The sequence below is a fragment of the Nocardioides sp. PD653-B2 genome, from assembly GCF_002117935.1.
In the GTDB taxonomy this organism is placed as follows: Bacteria; Actinomycetota; Actinomycetes; order Propionibacteriales; family Nocardioidaceae; genus Nocardioides.
The window spans coordinates 36,781-63,113 of record NZ_BDJE01000014.1 but is presented as its reverse complement, the minus strand read 5'-3'; the positions used below and the strand labels follow the sequence as shown (position 1 = coordinate 63,113).

The window sequence follows — 26,333 nt, the reverse complement described above, 5'->3', positions numbered from 1 at the left end:
GACCCGACGGTATCCGTGGCCATTGCCACGAGCTGTGCGCCGCCGCGGTGAACGCGACCCCGGCGCCGAGAAGCTCCGCGCCAGCTCCCGCGACACCGTCGACTTGTGCTTACCGATCATCAAAGCGATCAGATCCTGCGACAAACCCAGCCGATAACCCCGCTCGATCGTCCTTCGCTGCTCCACCGTCAACCGCGCACCAGGCATGGGCCGCAACCTCTTCCAGAATCAGTCCGGTTGCAACAACCGACTGAATCCGCCGCCCTACGATGCACGGATGCTGCCGGAACCCACTGCTCACGTGCGGTTCCGGCTGGAGCGACAGGTCTTCAAGAACGGCGGTGACGCTCGGGTGTTCGGGGCCGCGTTGTAGCAGGGCGGCGTCGCCGGTGGCACGTCTGCGATGCTTCGCCGATGCGGATCGGCACGTGGAATCTCGCCGGTCGCTGGACACCGGACCATCTCGATGTCGTGAGGGGGCTGGACTGCGACGTCCTCCTCCTCACCGAGGTGAGCGAACGGCTCGAGGTCAGCGACTACGCGATGCACCTCGGCGGGCACCGCATGGCGCCGAAACGTCGCTGGGCGGGCGTCCTCAGCCGGCGTCCGATGACGCCGCTCCCGGACCCGCACCCGGCGAGCGCGGCGGCCACCGTCGACGGCTGGACCTTCTGCAGCTCGATCCTGCCCTGGAGGAGCTGCGGCTCCGAGCCGTGGGGCGAGGGCCGGCACGTCGACAAGACCCGGGCCGCCGTCGACATCCTGATGCGGTCCCTGCCGACCACAGGCCTCGTGTGGGGCGGCGACTGGAACCACGCGCTGCGTGGCCGGGAGTACTCCGGGAGCATGGCCGGGCGCGGCGAGATCACCGCTGCCCTGTCAGGTCTCGGCCTCCGAGCACCGACCGCCGACCTCTCCCACGCGCTCCCCCGCCTGCTGACCATCGACCACATCGCGGTCCCCACCGGTGCACGCGTCACGGCGGTGGCGCAGGTCGAGGCCACCCGGTCGGGGCGGCGCTTGTCCGACCACGACGCGTACGTCGTGACCGTCGACCTGGCACCGCCGTCGGCGGGGCCTGTGGAGGACCCCAGCGAGCCCGTGCGAACTCGCCCACACTGACCGGCACCCCGACCCGAGGAGTGCCGATGCCCCCAGCAGAACCCATCTCCGTCGACCACGACCTGCACGACGCCCTCGTCGCCATGGTGCGCGAGCACGGACCCCAGCCCCTGGCCTGGCTCACGCCCCGCGTGCGTCGCGAGCGCCGCGACGCCCGCATCGACCAGACCACCGTGATCCGGACCATCGAGTGCTCGACGATCCTGGTCGCGATGGTCGACGGGCGGATCGGCTACCTGGCCGACGTCCTCGACGGCATCGTGCTCACCACGCGCGCCCGAGCGCCGCTCGCCGGCCGCACCGACCTGTGGTGCCGGGTCGGCGTGCAGCCGCTGGCCAACCTCCTCGCCTACGGACCGCTCCCGCTGGAGTCCGGTGGAGAGGTACGGCGCATGGAGTCCGGCGAGCAGGTGCTCGTCGGCCCGCCGGGCTGGCTGCCCGACGTACCCCGCTTCGGACTCGTCGGCCTGCGACTGCGCGACGGGAAGGTCTCGACGTTCGCGGTCGACGACGACCAGCTGCCGTCCCCCGAGGAGTGCCAGCAGGTCCGCGCCCTGCTCGCCGACCACTACCGACGCGAGCGCTGGTGGCACGGCGAGGACGACCTCGAGACCCGGCCCGGCGAGCTGGTGCGAGCGATCACGCTGGGCCGGATGGAGGACCCCGACCTGTTGAGCACGCCGTACCCGCCCCTCGACGAGCTCCTCTACAACCCGCTGCAGCAGGACGTCGACGAGCACCACTGGCGCGACCACGCGGCGGTCCAGCAGCAGGAGTCGATCTCCCGACATCTCGGCGGGATCCCCGCCGCGCTCGACGTCGAGCTCGAGAGGCGGGCCCGGCTCTACGGCATGTCCTTCGACCAGTTCGTGATCGCGATGCTGGGGCACCTCGCCTGGCGCACCCCCTTCGCCGAGGACTGCGAGCCGTTCCACGTCTGGGACCCGTCCCCCAAGCCCGACCTCGTGGCCCTCGACTCGCGCCGCGACGGGTAGCCCGGCCTCAGGTGTCCTTGGTCTGCACCACCTGCCCCTGGCCGAGCTTGCTGTGGCGATACCCGTACGCCGCGTAGATCACCGCCCCGATCACGAACCAGGTCGCGAAGCGCGCCCAGGTCTGCCACTGCAGCTCGGTGATCAGCCAGATCGAGAAGGCGATGCCGAGCACGGGCGTGAACGGCATCAGCGGCGCCTTGAACGTGCGCGGCAGCTCGGGCGAGCGGTAGCGCAGCACGATCACCGCGACCGAGACCACGATGAAGGCGATCAGGATGCCGATGTTCGTGAGCTCGGCGGCGTCGCCGATCGGCACGAAGCCGGCGATGCCGGCGGCCACGACGCCGACGATCCAGGTCGGCCGGCTCGGCGAGTGCTGGGCGTTGGTCTTCGCGAACCACGCCGGCAGCAGGCCGTCGCGGCTGATGGCGTACCAGATCCGGCTCGCGCCGAGGGTGAACGAGAAGAGCACGGTGATGATGCCGATGATCGCGCCGAAGGCGACCACCTTCGCGAAGCCGTCGAGGCCGACCGACTCGAAGGCGACGCCGAACGCCGCGGCGTCCGCGAGGTCCTGGTAGTTCTGCATGCCGGTCAGCACGGTGGCGGCCAGCACGTAGAGCACCATCGCGATGCCGAGCGAGATGATGATCGCCTTGGGCAGGTTGCGCTCGGCCTCCTTCGACTCCTCGGCCGCGGTGCTCATCGCGTCGTACCCGAAGACCGCGAAGAAGACCGTCGCCGCCCCGGTGGCCGCGCCGCTGAGGCCGTAGGGGAAGTACGGGTCGAAGTTGTCGCTCTCGACGTAGAACGCGCCGACCACGATCACCGCGAGCACGATCGCGACCTTCACGAAGACCAGCCAGGTCTCGACCCGGACGCTGGTCTTGATGCCGCGGTTGAGCAGCCACGCGACGCCCAGGCAGAGCAGGATCGCGAAGAGGTCGACCTGGTGTCCCCCGCCGGTGCCGGGCGCCCCGAGCATCCACGCGGGCAGGTCGACGCCGAAGCCGTCGAGCAGGAAGGTGATGTACTGCGAGACGCCGATCGCGACGACGGCCACGATCGCGGTGTACTCCAGCAGCAGGTCCCAGCCGATGAACCACCCGACGCCCTCGCCGAGGACCGCGTAGCCGTAGGTGTACGCCGAGCCCGCCTGCGGGATCAGCCCGCCGAACTCGGCGTACGAGAACGCCGCGCACGCGCTCGCCACGCCCGCGATCAGGAACGACACGGTCACCGCCGGTCCCGCGTCGGTCTTGGCGACCGGCCCCGCGAGCGCGAAGATGCCGGCGCCGATGATCGCGCCGAGGCCGATCGCGGTGAGCTGCCACAGCCCGATGCTGCGCTCGAGCCCGCCGTCGCCGTCGTCCCTGATCGGCTTGCGCCGGAAGACCCCGCTCGCCGGTGGGACCCGATGGGTGCTGCCCGAGGCTGACTCGCTCATGCCCCCAGCCTTACCCGGGCGCGCCGCACGTCAAGCCCCGGCGACGCCCTCCAGGAGCCGGTCGATGTCTTCCTCGTTCGTGTACGGCGCGAGCCCGGCCCGGATCGCGCCGGCGTCGCCGAGCCCGATCCACCGCGACGCCTCGAGCGCGTAGAAGTTGCTCGCCGGGGCGTTGACACCGGCTGCGGCCAGGTGCTCGTAGACCTCCCGGTTGCTGCGACCCTCGACCGAGAAGAGCACGGTCGGCGTGTGCCTCTTGGGCGACCCGTGGACCCGCACGCCGTCGATGCGGCGCAGGCCGTCGAGCAGCCGGTCGAACAGCTGGTCCTCGTACTCCTCCAGCGCCGCCATCGACTCCCGCACCCGCGTCCGACGCCGGGTCACATCCGGGTGAGCATCGGACGCGAGCCCGGCGATGTAGTCGACCGCAGCCGTCGTGCCGGCCAGGATCTCGTAGGGCAGCGTGCCGAGCTCGAACCGCTCCGGCACCTGGTCGGTGGCCGGCAGCAGCTTGTCGGGGTGCAACCGCGCGAGCAGCTCCGGCGCCGCGACGACGATGCCGTGGTGCGGGCCGAAGAACTTGTACGGCGAGCACCCGAAGAAGTCGGCGCCCAGCTCGACCACGTCGACCGGCGCGTGCGGCGTCAGGTGCACGCCGTCGACGTACAGCAGCGCCCCGACCTCGTGCACGGCGTCGGCGATCGCGGGGATGTCGGGTCGGGTGCCGAGGAGGTTCGAGGCGCCGGTGACCGCGACGACCTTGGTGCGGTCGGTCAGCTCGGCACGCACGTCGTCGACCGTGAGCTCGGCGCTCTCGCGGTCGAACCCGACCCAGCGCACCTCGGCCCCGACGGCCTCCGCGGCCTGCACCCACGGCCGGATGTTGGAGTCGTGGTCGAGCCGGGTCACCACGACCTGGTCGCCCGGCGCCCACTGCTTGGCGAGCGCGCGCGACATGTCGTACGTCGCCTGGGTCATCGACCGCGCGAAGACCACCCCGCCCGCGTCGCAACCGAGGAGGTCGGCCACTGCCTGGCGGGCCCCGACGACGGTCTCCTCGGCGCGCCGCTCGGCGGCCGTGACCGTGCCGCGGTTGGCGAGGCCGGCGGTCATCGTCGCGGCGATCGCGTCGGCGACCTGGCGCGGTGTCTGGCTCCCACCCGGGCCGTCGAAGTAGGCCGTGCCGTCGGCCAGGGCGGGGAAGTCGCCGCGCACGCGGTCCACGTCGAAGGTCATGACGCCATCATCCCTGCAGCTGCTGCGGGCCGACCACCGAGACCACCCGCAGGCAGCCACCGGGGCTGCGGACGACCGGTCGCTCCACGTGCGATCTCGAGGCAGCAGGTCGGGAGGTAGCGTCCGTCCATGCCCGACGTCGCCATCGCCGCCCCCAACGAGGCGGCCGCCGACGCCGGCGAGCAGGTCGCCCGCGCCGGCGGCAACGCGGTCGACGCCGCACTGGCCGCCGCCCTGGTCACGATGGTCAACGAGGTCGGGCTGGTCTCGCTGAGCTCGGGCGGCTTCGTCACGATCCAGCCGCCGGGCGGCGGTGCGCCGTACACGGTCGACGGCTGGATGGACATGCCCGGCCGCGCCGGCGGCCCGCTCGGCGGCGGCACGTGGGACGTGCACACCGAGTACGGCGGGGGCGTCGACGTCACCATTGGGCCCGGCTCGGTCGCCGCGCACGGCTCGGTCGCGGCGTTCGAGCAGGCGCACCGCCGCGACGGGCTGCTCCCCTGGCGCGAGGTGGTCGCTCCGGCCATCAGCGTGGCCCGCGGCGGCTTCCGGCTGAGCGCGGCGTCGCGCTACTACCTCGAGTACGTCCACGACTCGATCTTCGGCTGGGACGACGCCAGCCGCGCCGCCGTGCACGACGCCCAGGGCGAGCTCGCCACCGACCTGATCGTCGTCCCCGACCTCGCCGACTCGCTCGAGCTGATCGCCGCCGAAGGCGCCGCTCCCCTGCACACCGGCGACCTGGCCCGGCTCATCTCCACCGACGTGCTCGCCCGGGGCGGCATCCTCGGCTCGGACGACCTCGCGGCGTACGAGCCGGCCACCCGGCCCTCGCTCGCCACCCGCGTCGGCGACTGGAACCTCGCCACCACGCCGCCGCCCTCGGTCGGCGGCGTCTGCGTCGCCGCGATGCTCCGCCTCCTCGACGGCTGGGAGCCGAGCGACGTCGAGCGGATGGTCGACGTGCAGCGCCAGGTCCTGGGTCACCGGCTCGAGGTGCTCGACCACTCCACCGACCTCGAGCGTGACGCGGCCCGCTTCCTCGACTCCGGCTCGACCGCGCACTGCTCGGCGACCGACTCCGACGGCCGCGCCTGCGCGGTCACGGTCTCGTCGGGCTACTTCTCCGGGATGATCGCGCAGGGCACCGGCATCTGGCTCAACAACACCCTCGGCGAGCAGGAGCTCAACGCCCGCGGCCTCCACGGCCTCACCCCCGGCTCCCGCCTGCTCTCCAACATGGCCCCCACCGTCGGCCGCCACACCGACGGCTCCGTCCTCGCCATCGGCTCCCCCGGCGCCGGCCGCATCGCCACCGCCATCACCCAGGTCCTGGCCGGCTTCGTCGGCGGTCTCACCCTCCAGGAAGCCGTCCACCACCCCCGCGTCCACGTCCACAACCCCGGCCGCGCCGACGAGGTCGTCAAGCGCGAGACCGAGGAGGGGCTGACCATGTACTACGGCGGCGTCGGTGCGACCCTCGTGCGCCCCAACGGCCACCTGGTCGCCGCCGCCGACCCGCGGCGCGAGGGCGCCGTACGCCTCGTGCGGGCCACCGGGGGTTGAGGAGGTTGCGCTGGCCGAGATCGCGGATTCGGCCACCCGGGGCCCCCGGCGCTGATTGGATCGACCTCGTGGGGGCCGGCGGGGCCACCCGACGAGCCACCGGGAGCACGCATGCAGCAGGACGGGTCGTCGCGGCGACGCAGGGTGGGGTCGGGCGCGGTGGTCGCGGTCCTGGCGATGCTGGTGGCGCTGCTCGGGCCGGTCGGCAGTGCCCCGGCGCAGGCCGCGGGCACGCTGACGATCTCGGGCGTCACCGTCGGCTGCGAGTGCGGCGGCGCCGGCTACGTCTGGGGCTGGACCTCGGTGGCCGTCAGCTTCAAGGGCGCCCGCGAGGGCTCCACCTACCAGGTCGTGGTCAACGGCGACCAGACGTACGACGCCCATGCCTACGGCGGCACCGGCTCTGCCTACATCCTGCGCCAACAGGGCGGGTTCAAGGTCGGCAAGACCTACCGGTTCCGCATCCAGGAGTTCCGCGGCAAGCGGCTGATGCGCACCACGGCCGCCTGGAAGTACACCATCCCCACGCCCGTCGCCGGTCCCGACCGCGTGCACATCGACACCTTCACCCGCGACGGCGAGAACACCATGATCGCCGGCCAGACGTATCGGATCACCTTCACCGGCGGCCAGTGGGCGAAGGGCCTCCGCTACGCCAGCGGCGTCGACGCCTACGTCGGCATCGCGGACGGCGACAACCGGTTCGGCTGGTACCAGGACGAGGACTACCCGCTGCCTTGGAAGACCAACGCCGCCGAGCCCATCCTCGAGTTCACCCCAACCGCTGACTTCGTCGGCACCCGCTGGAACTTCAAGTTCATCGGCTACCGCGTCGCCACCAAGACCGACAAGTCGGCCGGCCTCCAGAAGGGCAAGCCGATCCCCGGCTCGGAGTGGGGCTTCTACTTCACCGCCAACGTCGTCGCGGAGTAAGCCCCCCGGCGGTTGAGGAGGTTGCGCTGGCAACCGTCTCGAAACCCCGTGAGCCGAGAGGCCACCGTCACCGCCGCTCGGCCTGCGCCAGCAGCTCGTTCGTGCGCTGGATCTTCGCCCACGACTGGGGGATCGACTCTCGACCAACGACCTTCGGGTCGAAGTCCGCCGGGAACCCGTTCGCCTCGGTCGCGGCGGGCCGCCGGCTCGTGTAGAGCCAGACCTCGAAGAACGACGCGAGGTCCTCACCCGAGACCGTCTGCGCGAGGTCGATGAACTCCGGAATCGAGCCGTTGCCGTACCGGTGGTCGGCCGCCCACGTGCGCAGCACGGTGAAGAACGCGTCGTCACCGATCCGGGTGCGCAGGGCCTGCAACGTCATGGCGCCGCGGTCGTAGACGGCGCCGTTGAACTCGTTGTGGGCGCCGGGGTTGCCGATCTTCACCTTCCAGAAGCCGTTGCCGCGGGGGTAGGAGTCCCAGGTCTGCTGGAACAGCTGCTTCGCCGTGCCCTCGTCGTGCTTCTCCGACCACAGCCACTCAGCGAACGACGCGAAGCCCTCGTTGAGCCAGATGTCGCGCCAGTTCTGCACCGACACCGAGTCGCCGTACCACTGGTGCGCGAGCTCGTGGACGACGACGTAGATGTTCGGGCCGTCGCGCCAGAAGCCGCGCGTGTAGACGGGGCGGGTCTGGTTCTCCAGCGCGAAGCCGAAGTCGGCGGCCGGGGCCACCCCGCCCATGGCGTCGAACGGATAGGGGCCGAAGTGGTTGGCCTCGAACCGGATCACCTGGGGCGTCTTGCGCAGGTCGGCAGCGGCGTACCTGCCCTCATTGCCGCCGTGCGACGCGACCGCCGTGATCACCGGCAGCCCGTCGACGCGGGACCGGTCGATGCCGAACTGACCGACCACGAAGAACGCGAGGTACGGCGCCATCGGCTTCGCCTCACGCCAGTGCCAGGTGGTCGTGCCGTGGGCGACGCGCTTCGAGACCAGGACGCCGTTGCCCAGGGCCTCGAGGCCCTTCGCGACCTTCACGCTGACGTCGTACGTCGCCTTGTCGCGAGGGTGGTCGTTCGCGGGGTACCACCAGGCCGCGATCTCCGGCTCCCCCACGGCAGCGGCGCCGTCGTCGGTGCGGATCCACGGCTGGACGCCGTCGGACTTGATCGTCGACGGGACGCCGGCGTACGTGACGTCGACGACCATCTGCTGGCCCTTGGCCACCGCCTTCTTGGGCGTCACGACCAGCTCGTGCCTGCCCTGCGTAAACGACGCTCGCCTGTCGTTGACCCGCACGCTCTTGACCGGCAGCACGAAGTCGAGGTTGAACCGCGACAGGTTCTTGGTCGCGTGGGCGCGGATCTTCGTCGTGCCCCTCAACCGGTCGGTCTTCGGCACGTAGGCGACGTGGATGCCGTAGTGGTCCACGTCGTACCCACCGTTGCCGTAGTCGGCGTAGTAGGGATCCCCGATCCCGCGCGCCCCCGGCGTGCCGCTGGGCGCCGCCGCCTGCGCCACGCCGATGGGAAGCAGCAGGGCCAGCCCGACGACCATGGCGATGCGACGTACGTGTGCGTGTGGAGCCATTGATAGACCTCCCGAGAGCGGGCCATCCCCTGCGACCCTGACGCCACACAATCACAGCCCACCGACGGAATCGAGGGGTGCGCCCTCATCCGCCGGATACGTCGCTCCCGGTGGTTGAGGTGCGAGGGCCGCTAGGCCCGAGCCTCCTGACGGTGGTTGAGGTGGGAGGGCCGCTAGGCCCGAGCCTCCTGACGGTGGTTGAGGTGCGAGGGCCGCTAGGCCCGAGCCTCGAAACCACCACCAACGGCTAACGCCGACGGTGGTTGAGGTGCGAGGGCCGCTAGGCCCGAGCCTCGAAACCACCACCACCAGCTACCTCCAGGTCGTCGACCGTCGAGCCACCTCGAAGATCTCCGCCCGACGCGCGTCGTCCAACACGTCGCCGTGGCGCAGCAGCCACGCCGCAATCTGCCGCCGCTGCACGACATGGACATCCTGCGGCAGCGTCTTGACCTTCACCCCCGACCCAGACCTTGGCGTGGGGGTGATTCTTCGCGTTCACGGTGAACACGCCGCCAGGACCAACGACGAGGTGGTCGATGTCCGAGCCGCGAGTGCCCACGGGGATGGCATGGATGAACTGCCACCGTGGGTCCTTGCGCACCACCTTGTCGAACTGAGCGGCGACCTTCTCCTCCCCGTCCGCCCCGATGCGCCACGCCCGCTCACTTGTGTGCACCCGCAGCGCCCTGGCCAATAGCGCCCGACCAGGAGCGGCTTGTTTCGCTGCCAGCGCCTGAGCGCGTGCTGCCTCTCCAGGATTGTTCGTCGTCAGATCGAACCACGGGCCAGCAGCAACCGCCTCGGTCGAAAGCCATGTCTCGCCCGCACGACCTGACTTCGGCGCATCCTGCGACGACGGCAGGCCGGCGGTGGCCTTCCAGTCGCGTACGGCGGCGGCGAGCGCGTCGTGATCGGCGCCGGTTGCCGGGTGCGCTTGGTTGGCTCGAAGATCCCACCAGCCCAGGCTGGTGCCGTCCGAGAGAGCTACATAGAGCCGATCCCCGCCGTAGCGGCGCCACCGCCTGATCTCGACAGCTGCCCCATCCATGACGCGTCCTCCGGTAGACCGACAGCCCTTGAGTCCCAGGGTTCAGATCCTGCACTGAACGCCGTCGGCGCGCTGGCGGTCCCAGAAGATCGGCTCCAGCCACTCCCTCGGCGATGGGCAATCTTGTCGGTCAGGCTGCAAAGCCCGTCCCTACGGGCCAAGGAGTGGCAAGCTTCGCGGGTGCAGGACGGCCTCTACGAATCGCTCGTTACGGGACGGCTGCAGGCTGCCCTCCTGGAGCTCAACCCTGAGCGCATCAGTCGCGGGCTCGTCGACGAGGCTGATCAACCCCACGTCCTAGCCCGGCACGTCTACGACATCGCTCTGCGGGTCCTAGCATCGACCCGCGACCCAGCGGAGCGTCTGACAATCGTGAACGACCTCGTCGGGCATCTCGACTCGGTCGGCGACGACGTCGTGAGTCCGCCGGCACAGCTCCTCCGCATCGCCACTCCAGTCGGCGCGGGAGGCAACACATTTGCCGGAGGTCGCCCGAGCACACCGCTCTCCGAACCCGCACTACTCACCAACACTAAGGGCGAACCGAGCCTCGGCAGCGAACTCCGCGCCGAGATCGATACCGCCGACCGTGTTGATCTTCTCTGCGCCTTCGTGAAGTGGCACGGCCTCCGGCTGTTGGAGACAGAACTTGCGAGACTGAAGCTCCGTGGGGCGCCGTTTCGGCTCATCACCACGACCTACATGGGCGCCACCGAGCGCGCCGCGCTCGACCGGCTCGTGCGAGAGTTCGACGCCGAGGTCAAGATCCAATACGACGCGCAGCGCACACGTCTGCACGCCAAGGCATGGATGTTTCACCGCGAGACCGGCTACGACACCGCCTACGTAGGGTCCTCCAACCTCTCGCGAGCGGCATTGCTCGACGGCGTCGAATGGAACGTGCGGCTGTCTCGCATCGGCACGCCGTCGCTCCTGGGGAAGTTCGCCGCCACCTTCGACACCTACTGGAACGACCCGAGCTTCGAGTGCTACGACCCGGAGAATGACCGCGATCGCCTCGACGACGCCATTGCGGAAGCATCGGGGCGCACCCAGCACAGCCGGGTCACTATCTCTCTTGCCGGGCTCGAGGTCAGGCCGTTCGCCTACCAACAGGAGATGCTCGACGCCATCGAGGCCGAGCGCGCTATCCATGACCGACACCGCAACCTGGTCGTGGCCGCCACCGGCACTGGGAAGACCGTCATCGCCGCGCTGGACTACCGCCGTCTCTGCAATCCGGCGACCGGCGACCGGCCTTCGATCCTGTTCGTTGCACACCGACGCGAGATCCTTGAACAGTCACTGCGCACCTACCGAGAGGTCCTGGCTGACGCGAACTTCGGCGAGCTGTACGTCGGCGGCGCCCGCCCGGAACGGTGGCGGCACGTGTTCGCGAGCGTCCAGTCGCTGACGTCCTACGGCGTTGACAATCTGCCCGCCGACGCCTTCGACCTCGTAGTCATCGACGAGTTTCATCATGCGCAGGCGGCGACTTACCGCCGCCTCCTGGATCACCTCACCCCTCGAGAGCTACTCGGACTCACGGCCACGCCCGAGCGCTCCGACGGGGTTGACGTCCGCACGTTCTTCGATGGCCGCACCGCCGCCGAGCTTCGGCTGTGGGATGCGCTCGGCGCGGACCTGCTCTGCCCGTTCCACTACTTCGCGGTGGCCGACGGCACCGACCTCCGTCGGGTGTCGTGGTCGCGCGGTCGCTATGACGAGGCGGAACTGTCCGGTGTCTACACGGGCAACGATCGGCGGGCGGCCGTGGTCCTCACTCAACTCAAGGACAAGGTCCTCGACCCGGGTTCGATGCGAGGCCTGGGATTCTGTGTGAGCGTCGCCCACGCGGACTACATGGCGCAGGTCTTCAACGAAGCCGGCATTCCCGCGCGCGCGGTGAGTGGCTCGACCCCGCAGGTGGAGCGAGAGCGAGCGCTCCTCGATCTCAAAGACCGGCGCGTGAACATCCTGTTTGCCGCCGACCTCTTCAACGAAGGGCTCGATCTCCCCGACGTTGACACCGTCCTGTTCCTGCGGCCCACCGAGAGTGCCACGATCTTCCTCCAGCAGCTGGGGCGCGGGCTCCGTCGAACCCAGACCAAAGCGGTGCTGACCGTCCTCGACTTCGTGGGCCACCACCGCAAGGAGTTCCGCTTCGACCTGAAGCTGCGGGCCCTGACCGGCCAGACACGACGCGGTCTGGAGCGCGACATCGAGCGGGGTTTCCCGTTCCTCCCGTCTGGCTGTCAGATCGTGATGGACCAGCAAGCGCAGTCCATCGTGTTGGACAACATCAAGTCGCAGGTCGCGGCGCGTTGGAGTCAGGTCGTCGCTGAGCTGCGCTCGTACGGCGATCAGGATCTGCGCACCTTCCTCCACGAATCCGGCCTCGAGTTGTCGGACGTGCTTCGCCAGGGAAGCAAGTCGTGGACTCAGCTCCGCCGTGAAGCCGGGCTGCCGACGTCCAACGGCGGAGACGCAGAAGCGAAGCTGTTGAAGCGGGCCCGGGCGCTCGCACACGTCGACGACCAGACCCGGGCCGCGGGCTACGACTTCCTCCTCCGCGACGACGCGCCGTCGTACGCCCAGCTCAGCCCGACCGAGCAGCTTCTGGCGCAGATGCTCTTCTTCTCGCTATGGCCCGACGCGGGCTCTCATCCGACATTCGATGCCGGGCTCGATGTGTTGCGCGGCGAACGGGCGGTCCGTGACGAGCTCCGCAACGTGGTGGACCTGTCCTTCGACTCCGCACGACACCAGTCGCTCGAACTGGCCGGGTCGCTCAGCGAGGTGCCGCTGCGCGTCCATGCGCACTATCAACGCGAGGAAATCCTCGTTGCACTCGGCTATTCGACGCTCAGCCGGAAGCCCACGAGCATGATGCAGGGCGTCGCGTACTCGCAGGCGTTCAATGCCGACATCCTCTTCGTCACGCTGAAGAAGTCAGAAGCCGACTACTCCCCCACCACGATGTACCGCGACTATCCGATCAGTCCGACGCTCTTCCACTGGGAGTCACAGTCGACCACCACGCTGGCGTCCCCGACCGGACAGCGGTATCTCTCTGGCGCCAGCACGGTGCTGCTCTTCGTCAGGGAACAACCCCTCGATGAGTTTGGGACCGCGCCGTACCTATTCCTCGGGCCGGCCCGGTACCGGACGCACACGGGGGAACGCCCCATCGCGATCACCTGGGAGCTCGAACACCCCATGCCAGCGGAGTTCTTCACCACCGCGACGGTGGCCGCCGGGTAGTCCTTGGCCTCCACGTTGCCCGCACCCGCAACCTCATACCGTCGGTGCCAGGGTGGCTCGATCCGTAGGACCTCCCGGTTCCAGGATCCCGGGAGACGACCGAGGCCCTCGGCAAGTCACGCCAGGGGCCTCGGTCGAACTACTGGATCGTCAGCTGCAGCCGCTGGTGCTGCCGCAGCCCTCGCAGACGTAGCAGGAGCCGGCGGGCCGCATCTTCGTGCCGCAGGTGAAACAGAGCGGCGAGTCGACGGCGGTGCCGGTGATCCTCTCCATCAGCTCGGCGGAGGTGTGCGCCTCCTGGGTGTAGGTCGCGGGGACCTCGCGCTCGTTCGACCCCTTGGAGTCGTGGTGCTGCGCGACGTCCTCGACCACCGGGGACTCGTCCTCGACGATCTCGACCACCGGGGCGGCGTCCTGGATCAGCTCGGCGGCGCCACCGGTCTCCTCGGCGAGCGGCTCGTAGGAGCCGGTCTCGAGGTAGCGCTGGCGCTCGTCGGCGCTGAAGATGCCCATGCCCTCGCGCTGCTCGAAGGGCAGGTAGTCCAGAGCCAGGCGGCGGAAGATGTAGTCCATGATCGACTGGCTCATCCGCACGTCGGGGTCGTCGGTGAGGCCGGCGGGCTCGAAGCGCAGGTTGGTGAACTTCGAGACGTAGGTCTCGAGCGGGACGCCGTACTGGAGGCCGATGGAGACCGCGATCGAGAAGGCGTCCATCACGCCGGCCAGGGTCGAGCCCTGCTTGCCGAGCTTGAGGAAGATCTCGCCCAGCTCGCCGTCGTCGTGGGCACCCGAGGTCATGTAGCCCTCGGCGCCACCCACCGTGAAGGAGGTGGTGCGCGAGACGCGGGACTTCGGGAGCCGCTTGCGGGTCGGGGCGTAGACGACCTTCTCGATCACCTTGGTCTCGACCTCGGCGGCCGGGGCGTCGGCGTTGGAGGAGGTGCCCTTGTTCTCGCCCTTGCCGGTGGCGAGCGGCTGGCCGACCTTGCAGTTGTCCCTGTACACGGCCGTCGCCTTGAGGCCGAGCTTCCAGGACTGCAGGTAGATGTCCTCGATCTCCTCGACGGTCGCCGTCTCCGGCAGGTTGACCGTCTTGCTGATCGCGCCGGACAGGAACGGCTGGGCGGCCGCCATCATCCGCACGTGGCCCATCGGAGCCAGGGCGCGGGCGCCCATCGCGCAGTCGAAGACCTCGTAGTGCTCGGGCTTGAGGCCCGGGGCGTCGATCACGTGGCCGTGCTCGGCGATGTGGGCGACGATCGCCTCGACCTGCTCCTCGACGTAGCCGAGCTTGCGCAGGGCCCGCGGGATGGTCTGGTTGACGATCTGCATGGAGCCGCCGCCGACCAGCTTCTTGAACTTGACCAGCGAGAAGTCCGGCTCGATGCCGGTCGTGTCGCAGTCCATCATGAAGCCGATGGTGCCGGTGGGGGCGAGCACCGAGGCCTGCGCGTTGCGGAAGCCGTTGGTGGCGCCCAGCTCCTGCACGTCGGCCCACGCCTGGGTGGCCAGCTTGTGGACCTGGCCGTCGACGATGCCGAGGGTACGCACCGTGTCGTTGGCGGCCTGGTGCTTGCGCATGACCCGCTTGTGGGCCTCCGCGTTGCGGGCGTAGCCGTTGTAGGGGCCGACGACGCCGGCGAGCTCGGCCGAGCGCTTGTACGACGTGCCGGTCATCAGCGACGTGATCGTCGCGGCCATCGCGCGGCCACCGTCGGAGTCGTAGCCCAGGCCCATCGCCATCAGCAGCGCGCCGAGGTTGGCGTAGCCGATGCCGAGCTGGCGGTAGTCGCGGGTGGTGTCGCCGATCGCCTCGGTCGGGAAATCGGCGAAGCAGATCGAGATGTCCATCGCGGTGATGATGAACTCGACGGCCTTCGCGAAGAGCTCGCCGTCGAAGGTGTCGTCGTCCTTGAGGAACTTGAGCAGGTTCAGCGACGCCAGGTTGCACGAGGAGTTGTCGAGCGACATGTACTCCGAGCACGGGTTGGACGCGGTGATCCGGCCCGTCTCCGGGTTGGTGTGCCAGTCGTTGATCGTGTCGTCGTACTGCAGACCCGGGTCGGCGCAGGCCCAGGCGGCCTCGCTGATCTTGCGGAACAGGTCGCGGGCGTCGACGGTCTCGATGACCTCGCCGGTGGTGCGCGAGCGCAGGCCGAAGTCGGTGCCGTCCTCGACGGCGCGCATGAACGCGTCGTTGACGCGGACCGAGTTGTTGGCGTTCTGGTACTGGACCGAGGTGATGTCGGCGCCACCGAGGTCCATGTCGAACCCGGCGTCGCGCAGGGCCCGGATCTTGTCCTCCTCCTTGGCCTTCGTCATCACGAACTCCTCGATGTCGGGGTGGTCGACGTCGAGGACGACCATCTTGGCCGCACGGCGCGTGGCGCCGCCCGACTTGATGGTGCCGGCGGACGCGTCGGCGCCGCGCATGAAGGAGACCGGGCCGGAGGCGGTGCCGCCCGAGGAGAGCAGCTCCTTGGAGGAGCGGATGCGGGAGAGGTTGAGGCCGGCGCCGGAGCCGCCCTTGAAGATGAAGCCCTCTTCCTTGTACCAGTTCAGGATCGAGTCCATCGAGTCGTCGACGGAGAGGATGAAGCAGGCCGAGACCTGCTGCGGCGACGGGGTGCCGACGTTGAACCAGACGGGGCTGTTGAACGAGAAGTACTGGTGCACGAGCAGCCAGGTGAGCTCGTGCTCGAAGACCTCGGCGTCGGCCGTGGTCGCGAAGTAGCCGTGGTCGAGACCGGCCTTCGTGTACGTCTTCACGATCCGGTCGATGAGCTGCTTGAGGCTCCACTCGCGGGCGTCGGTGCCGACGGCGCCACGGAAGTACTTGGTGGTGACGATGGTCGAGGCGTTGACCGACCAGAAGTCGGGGTACTCCACCCCGCGCTGCTCGAAGACCGTGACGCCGGTCTTCCAGTTGGTCTGCACGACGTCGCGACGCTCCCAGTTGAGCTCGTCGTACGGGTGCACCCCCTCGGTGCTGAAGACGCGCTCGATCTTCAGGCCCGCGCCCGCCTTGGTCTGGGCGGTCTTGCCGCTCACCGTCTCCGTCATCCCTCTGGTGTCCCGTCTCTGAGGTTGGTGTTCTTCGATCAAAGCTGTTGCCACCGACAGTCGGCGGCGACGTCTCTTGGAGAAAAGTTGGGTGGTGCGCCCGGCGCGTGCAGCTTCCCCACTACACACGCCGGGCGGTCTGGGTCAGCCCGTGTGGACGGGCTGGGGTGGTTCGACGGCCGCGGCCGCGTCGCGCTCCGCGCGCAGGATCGCGATCTCGTCCTCGAAGTCGTCCGCGGACTCGAAGGCCCGGTAGACGCTCGCGAAGCGCAGGTAGACGACCTCGTCGAGCTCGCGCAGCGGCCCGAGGATCGCCATGCCCACCTCGTGGGCGGGGATCTCGGCCGCGCCGGCCAGCCGGAGCGCGTCCTCGACCTCCTGGCCGAGGCACGCGAGCTGGTCCTCGGTGACCGGGCGGCCCTTGCAGGCCTTCCGGACACCGGCGATGGCCTTCTCGCGGGTGAACGGCTCGGTCGCGCCGGAGCGCTTGAGCACGGTCAGCTGCATCAGCTCGACGGTCGTGAACCGCTTGGTGCAGGCGGAGCAGGTACGGCGCCGCCGGATCGAGCCGCCGTCGTCGGCCACCCGCGAGTCGAGGACCCGGGTGTCGGTGTTGCGGCAGTACGGACAGTGCACGGGTCTCTCCTCTCGGGCTGTTCGGGTCAGGGGCGTGGGCGCGCCACAGACACCCCTCGACGGGGTGTGTCGGCCTGTGGATAACCGGGGTCTCACTGTGTACAACAAGCCTTCGCCTGTGGGTCTTCCGCATCCATCTGTGAACTAGATGTGGATAACTACACCGGTGTAAGTACTAGATGTAGTGGTAACCGTACGCCCGGTCGGGGGCCGGTGCAAGTGGTCCTGAAAAGTTCCTGGGCCGGGACGTTGCCGCGCGGTAAAACCGCAGGTCAGCGGCCCGCGGTACGCCGAAATCCGAATTCGGCGAGGGCGTGTCGCGGCGGGTGCGACCGGCCCTCAGGGGCCGGCGAGGGCTGCGAGATCGCGCCACCACGACAACCGGTTCGGGCGGCCGTCGTAGTCCTTGCGCTGGTTGGCGCCGCTGGTGCCGGGGAGCACGAAGACCTGGGCCGGGCCGAGGTACCAGTCCGTCACACCGAGGCCGGGGCGGCGTACGCCGAGCGCCCGGGCGGCCTCGTGCGCGACGCCCTTGCTGGTGAAGGCCAGCCACTCCGGCTGCCAGCGCTCCAGCTTGGCGACCAGCCCGTCGATCTCGACCCAGCGCGGGTCCCAGTGGCCGACCAGGTCGGTGAGCCCGAGGCCCAGGTCGGCGACCTGCGCGTCCTCGTCGGGGCGCAGCCGGCGGGGCGAGAGGCCGCTCAGGTGCAGCGACTCCCAGAAGCTGTTGCCGGGCGACTCGTAGTAGTGGTCGCGCAGCTTGGTGCTCTCCGCGCCGGCCAGCCCGCAGAAGACGATCCTCGGCTCGGGCGCGACGATGTCGGGCAGGACCTCCACGCGACTACGGGCCGGCGTCTACCGGGCCGGCGTCGAGGATCGGTAGACGAGCCGGCGTACGTCGCCGTGGGACCGCGCGACCAGCGTCAGGGCGGTCGGGGGTGCGGCGATGTCGCTCGCGGTGAGCGGCGGGATCCGCACCATGTGCTGGCGGCAGATCACCCCGCCACCCCCACCGCCGAACCCGGCGCCGCCCGCCTCCACGGCCAGGCGGAACCGCCACGACGACCCGTTGACGCACCCCACGACGGCACCCCGGACCGAGAGGTCGCCGGACTTCCGCTGTCGGGCGACCAGTCCGGTCGCGAACGTGCTCACCGAGGTCGACCGCGGCCGGGTGGTCTGCCCGACGGCGCACGCCCGGGCGACACTGCCCCGCAGCAGCGTGGTGTTGGTGTCGCTCGTGACGTCCTCGACCTCGATCTCGGTGCGGAACTCGTGACGCTTCGCCGTCACCGTGAGCGGGACGTCGGTCTCGGTGGTGGAGTCGTCGGGCGCGAAGCTGCCCTTCCACGTCCCGTTCGGCACGTCGCGCCCCTCGATGACGACCCGGGTCGCCCCCGACTCGAGCCGGGTCTGCCGGACCACCAGGGTGCCGCCGGGGACGCAGTCGGTGCGGGTGGTCGTGGACGTGCCGGGCGCAGGGGCGGCGGTCTGCGCCGGGGCCGGGGCCATCGCGGCGAGGGTCAGCAGCGTCGCGCCGGCGGCGGCCGGGATCCCGAGGAGTCGCATGCCCGGAACTGTGCCACACGCCCGGACCGCAGACGGCGAATTTTCACCCCATGGGGTGGTTTATCGATCTACCACTTTCGGCAAGTTCCTAGAGCGGCCATGGGGGCCGCAACAATCCCATAGAAGAGGCCGTCCGGATGAACACCGCACCGATCACCGACGTACACGAGCACCGCTCCGACGCCACCACCCGCCTCTTCACCCTCCTCGCGCAGGCCGGCCCCAGCGAGCGACGGGACATCGAGGAGCAGATCATCCACCGCAACATGAAGATGGCGGTCGACGCGACCCGACGCTTCCGCGGCCGGGGCATCCCCGACGACGACCTCCAGCAGGTGGCGTACGTCGGCCTGGTCAAGGCCGTCCGCGGCTTCGACGCCGAGCGCGGCCACGACTTCCTGAGCTACGCCGTCCCGACGATCCGCGGCGAGGTGCGCCGGCACTTCCGCGACCTCGGCTGGACCGTGCGTCCGCCGCGTCCGGTCCAGGAGGCGCAGACCAAGATCATCGGCTGCCAGGGCGACCTCCTCCAGCAGCTCGGCCGTGCGCCCCGCCCCTCCGAGATCGCAGCCCACCTGGGCCTCGACCTCGAGCTGGTGGTCGAGGCGCTCGGCGCCAACGGCTGCTTCGCCCCCGCGTCCCTCGACGCCCACGACGACGGCGAGCAGCCGATCGGCGCGCGGCTGGAGTACACCGACACCGGCTTCGACCGGGCCGAGGCGCGCGCCGTCCTCGCCCCGCTGCTGGCCCGGCTCTCCCCGCGCGAGCGCACGATCGTGGAGATGCGGTTCTTCCGCGGCTGCACCCAGGCCCAGATCGGCGAGGAGATCGGCGTCACCCAGATGCAGGTCTCGCGGCTGCTGGCCCGGCTGATGGCCCGGATGCGCGACGAGATCAGCCTCGAGGCCGCCTGACGGTCGCCGCCGCGCCCACGGTGGCCACCCGGACCCCGCGGGTCGGGCATGTCGATGACCGGCCATCGGCGACAATGGCGCGGTGACGGGTGACGCTGGCGGCAAGCGGGCGGGATCGCGCCGCGGACCCCGCCGGCGCAAGGCCTTCCAGCCCGTCCTGCTGCTCCTCGCGCTCGGCGTCACCGCGAGCGTGGTGGCCTGGGGCTACCTCGTGTACGCCGCGATCGACTTCGGCTCGACGGCCCGGGGCGGCGACCCGACGGCGTGGTGGTTCCTCGCGCTCGCCTCGGTCGGCGCGGTCGCCTGCCTGTTCTTCGGGCTGATGCTGGTCGCCCTCCTGCTGCGCCGGCTCGGCATCACCCGCCCGCCCGGGACACCGGAGTCCGCTCCCCCACCCGTCCAGGGCCCGCGGCCGGTCGGTGGCCGGCGCGCGGCACGCTGACCGCTACCGGTCGGCCAGCCGGCGCACGAACTTCAGCCCCGACCAGGTGTCGTCGACCGCGGCGACCTTGACGTCGACGAAGCCGAGCCGCAGGCCGAGCTCGCGGACCCGGTTCTCGTCCAGGTCGCTGGCGATCCCGAACGCCTTCTGGGCGGCCTTCTTCGGCCAGCACACCCACACCATCCCGGCGGTGCTGGTGCGCTCGAAGAGCACCGGCAGCCGCGCGCTCAGCGCGGCGAGCGAGGTGTGGAAGGTGAGGGTCACGTCAGCGGTCCGCGGCAGCCGGCGTACGGCGCCCGGCGCGGCGAGGTCGAGCCCCTCGGGGGCGCCGTCGAGGAACACCACCTGCGACTCCCGGATCCCGAGCTTGCGCTCGAGCGGGGTGCCTGAGTAGCCGGCCATGGCGAGAGCGTAGGACTCCCCCGCGCGAGCCGCCGTCGGGAAATGCCGCAGGGAGCGGGGCCGAGGCCCCGCTCCCTGTCTTCCCCGGCTCGTCAGCCGGGGTCGAGTCGGCTGGCGAAGTTGGTGGGCTACTCGGTCGGGACGAGCAGCTTCTGGCCCGCCGAGACCATGCCCGTGTCCAGGGCGTTGAGCCGCTCGATCCGGTCGATCATGGCGCGCACGTCACCGTCGTCGGCGGCGTCGGCGGCGATGTCCCAGAGAGTGTCGCCGGTGCCGACCATCACCACGCGGGTCGGCACCGGGGTGCCGGGCTCGTCGGTGGCGACCGAGCCGGAGGCGATCACGATGCCGGCGGCGAGGACGGCGAGCAGCGCGAGGGTGAGCACCACGAGACGGCCGCGGCGGGTCAGCCGCAGCGTGCCGGTCGTCGGCCGGGAGACCGGCCGGGAAACGGTGGGGTGGTGGATCGTCATGGTGCTCATCTGTGACCTCCTGGGGAAGTGGCGGTCTGCCTCGGGTCTGCGTGTGTCCGCTCGGTGCCTGTCTGCTTCTGTGCCTATGTCTAGTGGCCGCCACCGACAGTCCCGGAGGAGCTGTCTGGACCTGCGGCTCGATCAGACGTTCGATCGAACACATGTACGACGTTAGAGCACCTGTTCGAACGAATCAAGGCCCGACACGAACATTCGTTCGAACGACTTTCGACCCGACGGCGCGACACGCCCGTTCGAACAGATGTTTGAACGACGGGCCCGCAATGGCTACCGTGCGTCCATGGCCACCAACAAGTCGCCGGGGAAAGACCCGAGCAAGACCGTCGCCGAGCTCCCCGACGGGCCGCCCGACGCGACCGGACTGACGCCGCGCCAGCAACGGGTGCTCGCGCACATCAAGGAAGCCATCGAGAAGCGCGGCTACCCGCCGAGCATGCGGGAGATCGGCGAGGCGGTCGGGCTGACCAGCTCGTCGAGCGTCGCCCACCAGCTCAAGGTGCTCGAGGAGAAGGGCTTCCTCAAGCGCGACCCCAACCGGCCGCGCGCGCTCGAGGTGTTCCTGCCCGAGGTGATGGCCGCCCGCCGCTCCATGTCGAGCGCCGAGGAGACGTCGTACGACGAGACCGGCATCGGCGACGCGATGCCCGCCGCGACGTACGTCCCCATGGTCGGCCGGATCGCGGCCGGTGGCCCGATCCTCGCCGAGGAGCGCGTCGAGGACATCTTCCCGCTGCCGAAGCAGCTCGTCGGCGACGGCCAGCTGTTCCTGTTGGAGGTCTCCGGCGACTCGATGATCGACGCGGCGATCTGCAGCGGCGACTACGTCGTGATCCGCCAGCAGCCCACCGCCGAGAACGGGGAGATCGTCGCGGCGATGATCGACGGCGAGGCCACGGTGAAGACGTTCCAGCGCAAGGACGGAAATGTGTGGCTCCTGCCCCACAACGATGCCTACGATCCCATCGACGGCACGAACGCGACGATCCTCGGTAAAGTGACGGCCGTCCTTCGTCGGGTCTGACGTCTGTCCGCGACATCGGGGAATCACCTGACCCGACCCTGGTGTTGTGAGGGGGGCGTAGCCCCGATGCGTTGGGAGGGTGCATGAAAGACGGTGGTGCTGTGGCAACAGCACCTGCACTCACCCCGGCGAAGAAGTCGTCGCGCTGGGCGCGCGCCGTCTTCGAGCTGGTCCTGATCCTCGCCCTCTGGGTCTTCTACAGCCTCGCCCGGCTGGTGGCCGACACGAGCATGGGCCCGGCCCTCGACCGCGCCAACGAGCTGCTCCACGTCGAGTCGATCCTCGGCATCCAGTGGGAGGTCCCGCTCAACCAGCTGTTCAGCGACCACCGGGTCCTCGGCCTGGCCGGCAGCTACTGGTACGCGACGCTCCACTACCTCGTCACCGGGGCCGTGCTGATCTGGCTCTGGCGCCTCGGTGCCGACCGCTACGGCCCGGCCCGCCGGGCCCTGGTCATCGGCACCCTGCTCGGGCTCGCGGCCTACATCTCGCTCCCGACCGCCCCGCCGCGGTTCATCCAGGGGTACGTCGACGTGCTCAGCCTGCACGCCGCCGACGGCTGGTGGGGTGCGGATGCCTCCGCCCCGCGCGGCCTGGGCGGGCTGACCAACGAGCTCGCCGCCTTCCCCTCCCTGCACGCCGGCTGGTCGCTGTGGGTCGCGCTCGCGCTGCAGATCTACGCCACCCGCTACTGGGTGCGCGCCCTCGGCTGGCTCTACGCGAGCGGCACCGCCATCGTGATCGTCGGCACCGGCAACCACTGGGTGATCGACGCCCTGATGGGCTGGTTCGTGATCATCGTGGGCTGGGCCGTCGCCGAGGCGATCGGCCGGATCCCGCTGCACCGGATCCTCCGGAGACGCGCGCACCACTGAGCCGCGCGGCGCCGACGCGCCGCCTGGCTAGTCCGGGTTCTTGGTTTCCGCAGTGGTGCGGTTGAGTGGTCCGGTGCGCCTGAAGCCCCTTGCCCTCGTTGCCTCGCTCGCCGTGACCGCCGCGCTCGTCGTGGCCCCTGCCCCGGGAGCGTCCGCCGACCCGGGGCCGAGGACGACCAGCAGCCCCGCGGCCGCCCGGGCGCTGGCCGACGCGCGGGCGCTGTTCGCGCCGGCGGCCTCGACGTACGCCCGGCGCGCGGCGGCCCCCGCGAAGGACGCGACGATGGTGCTGCACCGGCTCTCGGTGCTGCGCAACGAGCTGCGCGGCGACGACCGCGCCGCGGCCAACCGGATCCTGGCCCGCCCGACCGACGGTGCGAACGACCCCGACGGGTCGGGCTACCTGCACCCGGAGGACGCGGAGCGCGCGTGCAACGACCTCCTCTGCGTGCACTGGGTGGACCAGACGAGCGACAAGGTGAGCCAGAAGGACGCCGACCAGAACGGCATCCCCGACTACGTCGAGACCGTGGCCGACGTCGTCACCGACGTGCTCGACACGTATGCCGCCGCCGGCTACCGCGCCCCCGAGCCCGACGAGGACCTCGGCGGCGACGCCAGGATGGACATCTACCTCGCCGACGTCGGCAGCCAGGGCTACTACGGCTACTGCAACAGCGACCAGGACATCCCCCGCAACGGCCCCCACGACGGCTGGGCCTACTGCGTGCTCGACAACGACTACTCCTCGGACCAGTTCCCGACCAACGACGCGTTGAAGAACCTCGAGGTCACCGCGGCGCACGAGCTCTTCCACGCCGTCCAGTTCGCCTACGACTACTACGAGGACGCCTGGTTCATGGAGGCGACCGCCACCTGGGCCGAGGACGAGCTGTACGACGACGTCGACGACAACCTGCAGTACCTGTCCCAGAGCCCGCTGGCGCGGCCCGCCGCGTCGATGGACCGCTTCGACTACGGCGGCGTGCAGCAGTACGGCGACTGGATCTTCTTCCGCTACCTCACCGAGCACTTCCCGGACGCCGAAGGCGGCCTGCCCACGATCGTCCGCAGCATGTGGGAACGCGCCGACTCCGCTCCTGGCGGGGACGACGACTACTCCGTGCAGGCGATCGCACACGAGCTCGCCGCCGAGGGCACCAGCCTGCGCAGCGTCTTCGCGGACTTCGCCGACGCCAACCGGCGACCCGGCCTGTCGTACGAGGAGGGCGCCGCCAACCACTACCCGGTCGCGTCGCCGGCCGGTCGGACGACGCTCTCGAGCGGCCACCGCGACAGCGGCGTGCTGACCCGCAAGGTCGACCACCTCGCCAGCTCGACGTTCCGCTTCACCCGTGGCTCCGGGCTCGCCGCCCGGACGGTGAAGGTGCAGGTCGACCTGCCGCCGACGTCGCGCGGCTCGGCCGCGGTCGTCACGGTGCACAGCACATCCGGCCAGCCGGAGACGACCGCGCTCGCCCTGTCGTCGCAGGGCGACGCGTCGAAGGCGTTCGCCTTCGGCAGCGGCGTGACGTACGTCGAGGTCACCCTGGTCAACGCCAGCATCCGCTACACCTGCGGGGTCGCGCCGAACGCCGGCTTCTCCTGCGACGGCCGGTCGATGGACGACAACCTGCGGATGGCCGTGCGGGCGCAGGCGGTCAGGTAGCCGCCAGGCGCGCGAGCGCCTTGCGCACGACCGCCGGGTCGGTGGTGGTCCACATCGGCGGCAGGCTGGCCTTGAGGAAGGTGCCGTAGCGGGCCGTCGCGAGCCGCGGGTCGAGCACCGCCACCACGCCACGGTCGGTGTGGGTGCGGATCAGCCGTCCCGAGCCCTGGGCGAGCAGCAGCGCGGCGTGGGTCGCCGCGATCTGCATGAAGCCGTTGCCGCCGGCGCGGTCGGCGGCCTTCTGACGGGCGCTGAGCAGCGGGTCGTCGGGCCGTGGGAACGGGATCCGGTCGATGATCACCAGCTGGCAGGTGTCGCCCGGCACGTCGAGGCCCTGCCAGAGGCTGAGTGTGCCGAAGAGGCACGTGTGCGGGTCGCTCACGAACTGCAGGGCCAGCTCGGGCAGCTGGGCGTCGCCCTGCGCGAGCGTGGTGAGGTGGGGCAGCCGATCGCGGATCGCTTCGGCCGCGGTCTCCGCGGCCCGTCGTGACGAGAAGAGCCCGAGGGTGCGGCCCTCGGCGGCGTCGACCAGCTCGGCGATCTCGTCGAGCACGGCCGGACCGAGCCCGTCGCGGCCGGGCGGCGGCAGGTGGCGGGCGATGTAGAGGATCGCCTGCTTGCCGTAGTCGAACGGGCTGCCGACGTCGAGGCCGCGCCACGGCAGCGTCTCGCCGCTCGTGCCGGCCGGCTCCGCGTCGCCGACCAGCCGCTCCGACGGCTTGAGACCGACGCTGGTGGCGACCGCGCCGAAGTCGCCGCCGAGCATCAGCGTGGCCGAGGTGAAGACGACGGTCTTGTCGCTGAGCAGCTTGTCGCGCATCGGCCCCCAGACCTGCAGCGGCGCGACGCACAGCCGCGGTGGCATCCGCTCGGTGCCCTCCGACATCCAGAGCACGTCGGACTCGAGGTCGGCGGCCATCCGGTCGGCGGTCGCGAAAACCTCCTGCACGGCGCCCTTCGCCTGGGCGCGGCCGGCGTCGGCGTCGTCGGCGGCGGCGTCGCCCTTGGGGTAGGCCGAGATCACCGCCCGGGCCGCGTCGCGGACCAGGACCAGCGCGTCGGACAGCTCCTCGGGGACCCGGTCGAAGCGGCCGGGGCTGGCCTCGCTGATCGCGGCGCGCAGCGCGTCGGAGGCGTCGGCCAGGTTGTCGGCCTCGGGGCCGTCGACATGGCGCTGGCTGCGGCGGGCGGCCCGCTCGACCTCGGCCGCCCAGAGCTCGTCGGTCGCGGCCTGGGTGACCCGGGTCGTCAGCTCGTGGGCCTCGTCGATGACCACGACGTCGTAGTCGGGGATCATCGGCACGCCCTCGATGGCGTCGATCGCCAGCAGGGAGTGGTTGGTGATCACCAGGTGGGAGCGGTGCGCCTTCTCCTTGGCACGCTCGGCGAAGCACTCCTGGCCGAAGGGGCACTTGGCGGCGCCGAGGCACTCGCGGTGGTTGACGCTGACCTGGCGCCACTCCTTGTCGGTGTGGCGCGGGGCGTTGTCGCGCTCGCCGCTGCCCTTCTCCTCGACCTCCTTCTCGGCCCAGGACCGCAGCTCGAGCACCTTCTTGCCGAGCGAGCCCTCGGGCAGCTCGACCAGGGCGCCCTGGTCGTCGGGCACGCCCTCGCGGATCCGGTGGAGGCAGGCGTAGTTGGAGCGACCCTTCAGCACGGCGTACGACGTGTCGACGCCCGCCCCAGAATCAGATGCGTCCTTCACGGCCTCGACCAGCCGCGGCAGGTCGCGCTCGACCAGCTGGTGCTGGAGCGCGAGCGTCGCGGTGGCCACCACGACGCGCTGCCGGTGGAGCAGGCTGGGCACCAGGTAGGCCAGCGACTTGCCGGTGCCGGTGCCGGCCTGGACGAGCAGGTGCTCGCCGCTCTCCATCGCCGCGGTGACGGCCTCGGCCATCTCCACCTGCCCGGCCCGCTCCTGGCCGCCCAGCGCCGCGACCGCGGTCGCCAACAGGTCGGTCACCGAGACCGACTTCTGGGAGGGGGCGTCAGGCACCCGAGAACCCTAGCCGCGACGCCGGACAGCCGTCGGCCGCCGTC

At 70.5% G+C, this 26,333-nt stretch carries 22 protein-coding genes; 10 read left to right on the top strand and 12 right to left on the bottom strand.

The annotated features are described in order from the left end of the window. The coding region (locus PD653B2_RS06810) for a helix-turn-helix domain-containing protein (RefSeq protein WP_133058885.1) at positions 1-207 on the bottom strand (207 nt) is incomplete at its 3' end. A gap of 207 nt (positions 208-414) precedes the next feature. On the opposite strand from PD653B2_RS06810, the gene PD653B2_RS06805 reads away from it, so the two are divergent. Next, a complete protein-coding gene (locus PD653B2_RS06805) occupies positions 415-1,122 on the top strand; it encodes an endonuclease/exonuclease/phosphatase family protein (RefSeq protein WP_085871586.1) in 708 nt (235 codons plus the stop codon). A 26-nt stretch (positions 1,123-1,148) separates the two neighbouring features. Then, the gene (locus PD653B2_RS06800) at positions 1,149-2,117 is read left to right on the top strand and encodes a hypothetical protein (RefSeq protein ID WP_085871585.1); all 969 of its coding nucleotides are present in this window, start codon (positions 1,149-1,151) and stop codon (positions 2,115-2,117) included. A gap of 7 nt (positions 2,118-2,124) precedes the next feature. Here the strand turns inward: PD653B2_RS06800 and PD653B2_RS06795 are convergent, their stop codons facing one another. Together PD653B2_RS06795 and PD653B2_RS06790 are read right to left on the bottom strand one after the other, a co-directional pair. Further along, a complete protein-coding gene (locus tag PD653B2_RS06795; RefSeq protein WP_085871584.1) occupies positions 2,125-3,564 on the bottom strand; it encodes an amino acid permease in 1,440 nt (479 codons plus the stop codon). A 30-nt stretch (positions 3,565-3,594) separates the two neighbouring features. Further along, positions 3,595-4,800 carry a cysteine desulfurase-like protein gene (locus PD653B2_RS06790; RefSeq protein ID WP_085871583.1) on the bottom strand — a complete coding sequence of 402 codons (1,206 nt, stop codon included), beginning with the start codon at positions 4,798-4,800 and terminating at the stop codon, positions 3,595-3,597. A gap of 129 nt (positions 4,801-4,929) precedes the next feature. On the opposite strand from PD653B2_RS06790, the gene PD653B2_RS06785 reads away from it, so the two are divergent. Beyond that, positions 4,930-6,369 (top strand): gamma-glutamyltransferase, encoded by a 1,440-nt coding sequence (locus PD653B2_RS06785; protein WP_085871582.1) that lies wholly within the window; start codon positions 4,930-4,932, stop codon positions 6,367-6,369. Positions 6,370-6,480: 111 nt separating this feature from the next. Continuing rightward, positions 6,481-7,302 carry a hypothetical protein gene (locus tag PD653B2_RS06780; RefSeq protein WP_133058884.1) on the top strand — a complete coding sequence of 274 codons (822 nt, stop codon included), beginning with the start codon at positions 6,481-6,483 and terminating at the stop codon, positions 7,300-7,302. A gap of 67 nt (positions 7,303-7,369) precedes the next feature. On the opposite strand, the gene PD653B2_RS06775 is transcribed toward PD653B2_RS06780, so the two are convergent. Beyond that, the gene (locus PD653B2_RS06775; RefSeq protein WP_085871580.1) at positions 7,370-8,893 is read right to left on the bottom strand and encodes a M1 family metallopeptidase; all 1,524 of its coding nucleotides are present in this window, start codon (positions 8,891-8,893) and stop codon (positions 7,370-7,372) included. Between the two features lie 280 nt (positions 8,894-9,173). Further along, on the bottom strand, positions 9,174-9,944 hold the full coding sequence (locus PD653B2_RS06770; protein WP_085871579.1) for a nuclease-related domain-containing protein: 771 nt from the start codon (positions 9,942-9,944) through the stop codon (positions 9,174-9,176). Positions 9,945-10,124: 180 nt separating this feature from the next. Between PD653B2_RS06770 and PD653B2_RS06765 the strand changes: the two genes are divergently transcribed. Then, a complete protein-coding gene (locus PD653B2_RS06765) occupies positions 10,125-13,208 on the top strand; it encodes a DUF3427 domain-containing protein (RefSeq protein WP_085871578.1) in 3,084 nt (1,027 codons plus the stop codon). A gap of 150 nt (positions 13,209-13,358) precedes the next feature. Here PD653B2_RS06765 and PD653B2_RS06760 read toward each other — a convergent pair whose 3' ends face one another. From PD653B2_RS06760 to PD653B2_RS06745, 4 genes are all read right to left on the bottom strand, one after another. Continuing rightward, complete coding sequence (locus PD653B2_RS06760; protein WP_085871577.1) at positions 13,359-16,271, bottom strand: vitamin B12-dependent ribonucleotide reductase; 2,913 nt, start codon at positions 16,269-16,271, stop codon at positions 13,359-13,361. A gap of 144 nt (positions 16,272-16,415) precedes the next feature. Continuing rightward, entirely contained in the window at positions 16,416-16,907 is a 492-nt protein-coding gene (gene nrdR, locus PD653B2_RS06755; RefSeq protein ID WP_085871576.1) for a transcriptional regulator NrdR, read from the bottom strand. 339 nt (positions 16,908-17,246) lie between these two features. Beyond that, the gene (locus PD653B2_RS06750; protein ID WP_085871575.1) at positions 17,247-17,744 is read right to left on the bottom strand and encodes a mismatch-specific DNA-glycosylase; all 498 of its coding nucleotides are present in this window, start codon (positions 17,742-17,744) and stop codon (positions 17,247-17,249) included. Positions 17,745-17,762: 18 nt separating this feature from the next. Next, positions 17,763-18,476 (bottom strand): hypothetical protein, encoded by a 714-nt coding sequence (locus tag PD653B2_RS06745; protein ID WP_085871574.1) that lies wholly within the window; start codon positions 18,474-18,476, stop codon positions 17,763-17,765. Between the two features lie 137 nt (positions 18,477-18,613). Between PD653B2_RS06745 and PD653B2_RS06740 the strand changes: the two genes are divergently transcribed. Then, positions 18,614-19,390, top strand: coding sequence for a sigma-70 family RNA polymerase sigma factor (locus tag PD653B2_RS06740; RefSeq protein WP_085871573.1), 777 nt, complete (start codon positions 18,614-18,616; stop codon positions 19,388-19,390). Positions 19,391-19,472: 82 nt separating this feature from the next. Then, positions 19,473-19,832 (top strand): hypothetical protein, encoded by a 360-nt coding sequence (locus tag PD653B2_RS06735; RefSeq protein WP_085871572.1) that lies wholly within the window; start codon positions 19,473-19,475, stop codon positions 19,830-19,832. A gap of 3 nt (positions 19,833-19,835) precedes the next feature. Here the strand turns inward: PD653B2_RS06735 and PD653B2_RS06730 are convergent, their stop codons facing one another. Both PD653B2_RS06730 and PD653B2_RS06725 read right to left on the bottom strand, forming a co-directional pair. Continuing rightward, entirely contained in the window at positions 19,836-20,234 is a 399-nt protein-coding gene (locus PD653B2_RS06730) for a hypothetical protein (RefSeq protein ID WP_085871571.1), read from the bottom strand. A 128-nt stretch (positions 20,235-20,362) separates the two neighbouring features. Continuing rightward, positions 20,363-20,716: a LysM peptidoglycan-binding domain-containing protein gene (locus tag PD653B2_RS06725; RefSeq protein ID WP_207559250.1), complete on the bottom strand. Its 354-nt coding sequence runs from the start codon at positions 20,714-20,716 to the stop codon at positions 20,363-20,365. Positions 20,717-21,008: 292 nt separating this feature from the next. Here PD653B2_RS06725 and lexA point away from each other — a divergent pair, with 292 nt between their 5' ends. From lexA to PD653B2_RS06710, 3 genes are all read left to right on the top strand, one after another. Next, complete coding sequence (gene lexA, locus PD653B2_RS06720) at positions 21,009-21,749, top strand: transcriptional repressor LexA (RefSeq protein WP_085871570.1); 741 nt, start codon at positions 21,009-21,011, stop codon at positions 21,747-21,749. A 101-nt stretch (positions 21,750-21,850) separates the two neighbouring features. Further along, on the top strand, positions 21,851-22,624 hold the full coding sequence (locus PD653B2_RS06715) for a phosphatase PAP2 family protein (protein ID WP_165763362.1): 774 nt from the start codon (positions 21,851-21,853) through the stop codon (positions 22,622-22,624). 73 nt (positions 22,625-22,697) lie between these two features. Next, a complete protein-coding gene (locus PD653B2_RS06710) occupies positions 22,698-24,293 on the top strand; it encodes an MXAN_6640 family putative metalloprotease (protein WP_085871568.1) in 1,596 nt (531 codons plus the stop codon). On the opposite strand, the gene PD653B2_RS06705 is transcribed toward PD653B2_RS06710, so the two are convergent. Continuing rightward, the gene (locus tag PD653B2_RS06705; protein WP_085871567.1) at positions 24,286-26,289 is read right to left on the bottom strand and encodes an ATP-dependent DNA helicase; all 2,004 of its coding nucleotides are present in this window, start codon (positions 26,287-26,289) and stop codon (positions 24,286-24,288) included. The two genes, PD653B2_RS06710 and PD653B2_RS06705, sit on opposite strands and share 8 nt — an antisense overlap. Positions 26,290-26,333: the final 44 nt, after the last annotated feature.